Annotated in this window: 7 protein-coding genes; 1 reads left to right on the top strand and 6 read right to left on the bottom strand. The window is 51.5% G+C overall.

The window, feature by feature from the left end; all coding sequences use genetic code 11:
* From V6D20_06950 to V6D20_06965, 4 genes are all read right to left on the bottom strand, one after another.
* A partial coding sequence (locus tag V6D20_06950; protein ID HEY9815523.1) for a Uma2 family endonuclease occupies positions 1-348 on the bottom strand: 348 nt, incomplete at its 3' end.
* Between the two features lie 168 nt (positions 349-516).
* Entirely contained in the window at positions 517-813 is a 297-nt protein-coding gene (locus tag V6D20_06955; GenBank protein ID HEY9815524.1) for a hypothetical protein, read from the bottom strand.
* 208 nt (positions 814-1,021) lie between these two features.
* On the bottom strand, positions 1,022-1,438 hold the full coding sequence (locus V6D20_06960; GenBank protein HEY9815525.1) for a hypothetical protein: 417 nt from the start codon (positions 1,436-1,438) through the stop codon (positions 1,022-1,024).
* 158 nt (positions 1,439-1,596) lie between these two features.
* Complete coding sequence (locus V6D20_06965) at positions 1,597-2,838, bottom strand: SpoIID/LytB domain-containing protein (protein HEY9815526.1); 1,242 nt, start codon at positions 2,836-2,838, stop codon at positions 1,597-1,599.
* A 418-nt stretch (positions 2,839-3,256) separates the two neighbouring features.
* Between V6D20_06965 and V6D20_06970 the strand changes: the two genes are divergently transcribed.
* Positions 3,257-4,948 (top strand): DUF87 domain-containing protein, encoded by a 1,692-nt coding sequence (locus tag V6D20_06970; GenBank protein HEY9815527.1) that lies wholly within the window; start codon positions 3,257-3,259, stop codon positions 4,946-4,948.
* Positions 4,949-5,065: 117 nt separating this feature from the next.
* Here V6D20_06970 and V6D20_06975 read toward each other — a convergent pair whose 3' ends face one another.
* Both V6D20_06975 and V6D20_06980 read right to left on the bottom strand, forming a co-directional pair.
* Positions 5,066-6,169, bottom strand: a complete 1,104-nt coding sequence (locus tag V6D20_06975) for a Fe(3+) ABC transporter substrate-binding protein (protein HEY9815528.1) — start codon at positions 6,167-6,169, stop codon at positions 5,066-5,068.
* A gap of 444 nt (positions 6,170-6,613) precedes the next feature.
* Positions 6,614-6,797, bottom strand: a 184-nt coding sequence (locus tag V6D20_06980) for a hypothetical protein (protein HEY9815529.1), incomplete at its 5' end; no start/stop codon positions are given.

Raw genomic sequence — 6,797 nt, forward strand, 5'->3', positions numbered from 1 at the left:
AATTTCAATGACTAGATCAGGACAAACTGGACAAGCTTCATCCTTAACCCAAGTCTTCGGGAGGCGATCGTAGGAAATATAGGTAAGATCGGGCACAGGCACCCAAGGTTTATCTTGCCATCTCAGGAGCAGTGCCCATTCAATACACACTCGCCCTCGATTTTGGCTCCATGGACTGAGTAAGGTAAACAACGCGCCCGTAATTGCACTATGAAAAAAATTAGGGGACATAGTAGGGAGCAACACTTTCGGCACAGCTTGTCCATTGACGAACTCATAGGTCTTGTCGTCGTCAGGCAACGCAAAAAACTCATCTAGGGTGATGGATTTGCCAGTGGTGTGAACCATGCGCTGTGCTCCTAGGGAGGAAACTATGTTCAGTATAGTTCAGGGTGATGAAGGAAACAGGTAGTCGTCATCTTAAATCGAGCTAAAACGTTACGTGATCCATTCTTCTTACCCAGATGGGATATGAGGCTTTCGTCCCTGCCTATTTAGTAAAGGTTACATCTCTATCTAGGGGTGATGGATGTTGCGGCGGGAGGGCGATCGCGTATACCAATAGGCCCAGACAATGAGTACCGCTTGGAGTGGCAGCCTTAGCCAGAGCGCGATCTCGGGAATGTTAGGAAATTGATCAGGCTCCAAGGCCATCTGGAGGTTGGCAGGGAAGACGGCGATGAGCAACGCTATGATCCCCCAGGCAGCGATCGCTGAAGTGCGACGCACCAGTAGCAGGATGCCTAAGAGTATTTCAGCCACGCCGCTAATGTAGACCAGTTCCAGATGCCATGGTAAATAGGGTGGCATCATTCGCAGATAGAAATCGGCTGAGCGAAAGTGGTTCAGTCCTGCGACGATGAGCGCGATTCCTAGCACTACTTTGAGACTAGTCTTAACGTTTTTAATCACTATATCCTTGTAGAATACGACCTGCGTTATGACTAGCGTAGACGATCGAACCCTAGACATCAAGGTGCTTCAACAGACTCGTTGTCTAGATCGGTCATCAGTCACACTATCAGGATGCAATGTTCTTACCTGGTTTTTGAAGGATAAACATAGCTCCCAGAAGCAAAACAATTGAAATTTCCGTCGCCTGAATGATTGTAGGCATAGTCACTAAGGTAACTGCCTCAAGCATCGAGCTATAGCTAAGCTCGCCAAAACCACTCCATGCGCTCACACAAACACAGCCGTAAAGGCCAAGGATGAATCGTCTTACCCAAGCCTTTTCCAAAAGAACACCTATTAAGGCAACCAGCAATGCTGATATCAGTACAACTCTACCGATATCAGAAATCGTCAGGATTGAGTAAGATATTGCCCTCAAGGTTAATGACGAACCAGAAGAAATCAGAAAAACCAACAGTAAGATATTGTAATAGATGCCAAGTCTAGTATATTTTTTGGTATCGCCTTCATAATTTTGCGTCATGGCTTGCCCTGATATTAACGAACCTTAAACAAGGCTAGCTTCAACTGTCTAGTCTTGTTTAAGGTTTAAGTCTAACCATTACCCTAAATACCTAACCCGTGACGTGCTACGAGCGATCGCTCTCTTGGTTAACCGAAAAGCGATCGCCCTTGCTTACCTTACTCTACCTGGATGACAGCTAGATTAGCTCCTGTATAGTAGTGAGAAACAATTTGCTGATAGTTTTGCCCTTGGCTAGCCATTTCTCGTGCTCCCCATTGGCTGAGGCCTAGCCCATGCCCAAAGCCACGCCCCTGCACTTGGAACGACGTAGGTACCGGTACCGTGTTGCCCGTACTGGCTACATTGGGAAGACTCGGGGTTACCTCAAACAACGTACTGCGCAGGTCTAGCGCTTGACGCAGTTCATTGCCGCTGAGGGTGCGAGTTCCGGCATCGCCTACCACGCGCATGGTGATGATGCGACCTTGGTTGGTGCGGCGCTCTGGCTGCAGCGAAAGAATGTTGCCAACGCCTGTAATCCTTGCCCTGAGTTGATCTGCGCTAAAGGTTTCTGTCCATTGATAGACCGGAGCATTTTGGTCGAAATCTTGCACCGCCCGCAGGTAGGGGCGATAGCTTGTCCAAACATCTTCGACATTCTCGGTATACCCACCCGAGGCAGAATGGAAGACCGCTTCAATAATGCGTCCCTCATGCACCAAAACTTGGCCGGCGGTTTCTCGAACGGCTTGCTGGGTACTAGCCGCTTCTTTCTCCAGACCGCTATAGACCTGCCAAGAGGTGGTATCTCCCACATCAAAGACCGCATTGCCGCTGGTTTGTCGTTGATAGAGAGCGTAGCTACGAGCCGATACCGCTTGAGCCTTCAACGCTTCTAGAGGCCAACTAGTGGGCATTTCGGCACCCACAACGCTGTAGAGATATTCCTCTAGATCCACATAGTTCACCGCCGTGATGCCGCCACTGGTGGGCAAGACCAAGGTGCGCCCCCGGTACCATTTATCGCCGATATAAACAAAGCCATCTCCCTCTGGCTCCACCCAAACTTGCCCTGCCGTCCAGCGGTTGACCGTCACCCGCCCGCCGTTCGACTCTGCTACCAGAGCTCCCATAGCGGGAATTTCTGCCAAGACCTGTCCCGAGCCATCCCGGAGCACAGCGTTGGTCGAACTACCAATGGTCACTTGGCTGACATCTTGCTCGATCGCCACCCGCATTTCCAACGCTGCTAGGGCAGGTAAGGCCATGAGGGCAAAGTTGGCCATGGTGCCCACACCAACCAAGAGAGAAATCAGGCTCAGATGCCGTCCTAGGGTGAGAATAGGGGCCAAAAGGCGCTGGGGTGCGATCGCATTCAGTTTTAGGTTCATAGCAATCAGAGGAGACGATTTATTCACAACACAGACGAAAAACCCAACTCTTGATGGAGCAGTTGATCAGGTGAAGGCGTTTAATGTAGACCGGGCGATCGCTCATCGTCTTAGACCCGATTGAGCCTAGGACGTTGGCGGTCGATATTAACCATTGGATGACCAACAGTCTAGAATATCTGCCCCAATATAAACCAATTTTCCAGCGACTTGGGGAGGAATGCGGATAGGATGAAAAGGAATTTAGGTCGTAACCTGTTCATTGAGCATGACCACCGAGCGGTTTAGGCAGGGCGCGATCGTCGAACGACCCAGATCCAATCGAGATCTGCCTACTCCTCTGACGCATAGATCTCGTCTAGAAGTTCCTGCTGCCCCCCATCCAACCGACGGTTCTAGGTTGCTATCGATAGAAGTCCCTGACGAAGAGCATCAATATAAATCTATGGTAAGTTCTCGATCGCAGTCTCCAGCCATTGGTACGGTGAAAGGCCCCGGTGACGACGGCAACCAATATGTATTCATCACCAGCAATAATCGCCATGTCAAAATTGGTGAATTTGTCTACTACACCGTTCAACTACCGGGGCTGGATGGGACGGTGCGATCGCTGAACATTTTGGGCAAGATCTCGGCGCGATCGCTGATTGATCACTTACCCGATCGCATTTTTGCCGATACGGAAATTAGCCCGGAAACCATTGCGGCCCTAGTTGGCTTCTCCCATCCCAATCCCGAAATTTACCAAGTCACCGTCGATGTGGTGGGCTATTTTGATCCGCGATTGGGGTTCATGAATCCCCGCCGCACGCCGGATCCGGGGGAAAAGGTGTACTTAGCCCATGATGACTATCTGCGGGAAGTGCTGAACAAGCGTCAGCCCCAAGCGATCGGCTCTGCCCACATTGGTTCTCTCCTCCTGCGCGACCAAGGGGCCGTTCCCATTGCTCTCGATGTCAAAGAACTGGTGAGCACCCACATGGCGATTCTGGCGGGTACGGGGTCGGGCAAGTCTTACACCGCTGGCGTTTTAGTGGAAGAACTGCTGGCTCCCCATAATCGCGCCGCCGTTTTGATTTTTGACCCCCACGGGGAATATGGCACCCTGTCGGAACTGCGAGGACATCCAGCCTTCACCGCCGAGGATGGCTATGCTCCCAAAGTTAAAGTGCTGACGCCGGATGATGTGCGCATTCGCATTTCGTCGTTGGACTACTACGATTTCCTCACCCTGCTACCGGAAATGAGCGATCGCCAACAGGCCATCCTCAACAAAGCCTTTGCCCTAATCAAACGACACCGTCAAGGGCAATACCGCTGGGGCATTGGTGACTTGATTGAAATGGTGAAAGAGGCAGACACCAGCGTGGATGATGAGGGTAACGAAAAGCTAGGCTCCTCCGCCCCGGCGATTACGTGGAAGCTCGATCGCCTGGCCGACATGCCCTATTTTCATCCTATGGAACACCTGGCCCCCAAGGATTTGTTTGAACCGGGGCAGGTGACGGTTTTGCAAATGAACGAGGTGTCCCAAGAAGCCCAGCAGGTGATTTGTGCAGCGGTATTGCGCCAGTCCAACCAAGCCCGCATGAATACGCAAAAGGAATATATCCTGCCGGATGACGAAAACTACTTGCCCTATCCGGTCTTCATTTTGCTGGAAGAGGCCCACCGCTTTGCCCCTGCCCATGAACCCTCTCGCTGCAAGACGATTCTGCGCACAATTTTGAGTGAGGGACGTAAATTTGGTCTAGGCGTGGGGTTGATCACCCAGCGTCCTGGGAAAATCGACGCGGATGTCTTGTCTCAATGCATGAGCCAGTTTCTGATGCGCATCGTCAATCCGGTGGATCAGGAGAGCCTGAAGTATGGCGTGGAATCTGCTGGCCGCGACTTGTTGAAAGAACTGCCGGCCCTCACCAAGGGCCAGGTGATTATTTCTGGAGCCTGTGTGAATACACCCGTTCTATGCCAAGTGCGGCAGCGGCTTACCCAGCACGGCGGCGAGACCTTAGATGCACCTGCCGAATGGCAGAAACATTTTCAAGCCCATCGGCTGCGATCGCGTGCTGCAGAGCAAGCTCCTGTCGCTAGTCGTAAACGCCCGAATACGTTTAAAGGCGTGAGTATTGATTAAACCTAGGCAAGCCAACGACAGATCTAGAGCCAGCGAAAAAGGGAGATACATCTAAACATGTATCCCCCACGAGTTTGCCACGAACAATTGCAGGTCGGTTGCTTCAGGCGATCAGAGTTATTTCCAGCCTGCCCGGTCAACAATTTCTACAACCTTGGGGTTATTGCGGCCGTAGGACGCTACGTTCACCGCATCAACCTTGAAGTTACCTAGTTCCGCCACAATCGGATCGACATTGACCCCTTCTAGCACCGGGTATTCATTATTGCCCGCCGCAAAGATTTCCTGCGCTTCGGGGCTAACTAGATATTCAATAAACGCGATCGCATTCTCGGGATTGGGAGCCGTAGCTAACACACCAGCACCACTGATATTCACGTGGGTGCCGCGATCATCTTGGTTGGGGAAAAAGATACCCACTTGCTCTGCTACAGCTTGCTCAGCCGGATCTTCAGACTTAGCTAGCCTTGCCCAGTAGTAGTGGTTGGCGATCGCTACATCACATTGTCCTGATGCTACTGCCTTAATCTGATCCGTATCTCCTCCTTCAGGCTCACGGGCTAGATTACTCACCAAACCTTCTACCCATTCCTGAGTCGCTTCTTCTCCCATGGTTTCCACCATCGAGCCAACGAGGGAAAGGTTATAGATATTGCCCGAACTACGAATGCAGACACGCCCCTGCCATTTGGGATCAGCTAAGTCTTCGTAGGTGGAAAGCTCAGATGGATCCACCGTATCTTTGTTGTAGACAATGACCCGAGCCCTGGTCGTTAGCCCAAACCAGAGACCGTCAGGATGGCGCAGGTTCTCAGGGATGGCGGCTGTCAACACATCTGACTCCACAGGCTGCAGCAATCCTTCCTGCTCGGCTAGCCAGAGCCGTCCTGCATCCACGGTCATATAGACATCAGCTGGACTGTTAGCTCCTTCGCTCTTGATGCGCTCCAACAGTTCATCAGCGTCCCCTTCAATCAGGTTTACCTCAATGCCCGTCTCTTCTGTAAACCCTTCGTACAGGCTGTTATCAGTGTCGTAGTGCCGAGATGAATATAGGTTGACAACCTCACCATCACTAGCCGGAGCACTGGCGGTATCGGGAGCAGCATCAGTCGCTGTATCAGTTGCTGTATCGGTAGGCTGACTGGCACAGCCAATTGCGATCGCCATAGCGGCTCCGGTCAATCCAGCAAAAAGCGTCCGTCGTTTGAGTTTCATCATGGTGTGTGGAATCTTGATGGTCCTTAGTAGGGATAGACAAGCTAGCCTGCAATAATTCCTAATACTGTCTATGCAGAGCTCAACTTAATGCAATTGATTATCAATTAATTTGTCCAAGAAGAACCATAGACGACCAATCATCCATTTGTCAACATGATCTTGCTGAAAATCTGATCGAGCTATAGGTTAATATATATTCTCAATAGATAGGGTTAAGCCGTCGCGATCGCCCCTCATCACACCTAGATGTTGGGGGATGTTGGGGGTGTGCCCTACCTGTGGCTATCGTCACGTTGCTATGGATGGCTAGAGATGCAGGCTTCGACAAGCTCAGTCCGAACGGATAGGGCAAGTTCAGCCGGAGCGATTGCGCCAGACTCCGGCTGAATGGGGTATCTATGGCTAGATAACTGTCATCATTTAGGGCGACTAGGGCGACGGAATCTAGGATGACGCTTGCTGAATTTGCCGCACAACGGTGAGTGCCGAATAGCTCACTCCCGCCGTACCTTCACCGGGATGGGTGCAATCGCCCACCAGCCAAAGACGATCCACCGGCGTGCGATTGGCAAAACCAAAGGGGCCAAAGGTTGGTACTCGCTGCCCTAGTCCGCCCACAGCTCCTTGA

This window comes from Candidatus Obscuribacterales bacterium, from assembly GCA_036703605.1.
Taxonomy (GTDB): domain Bacteria; phylum Cyanobacteriota; class Cyanobacteriia; order RECH01; family RECH01; genus RECH01.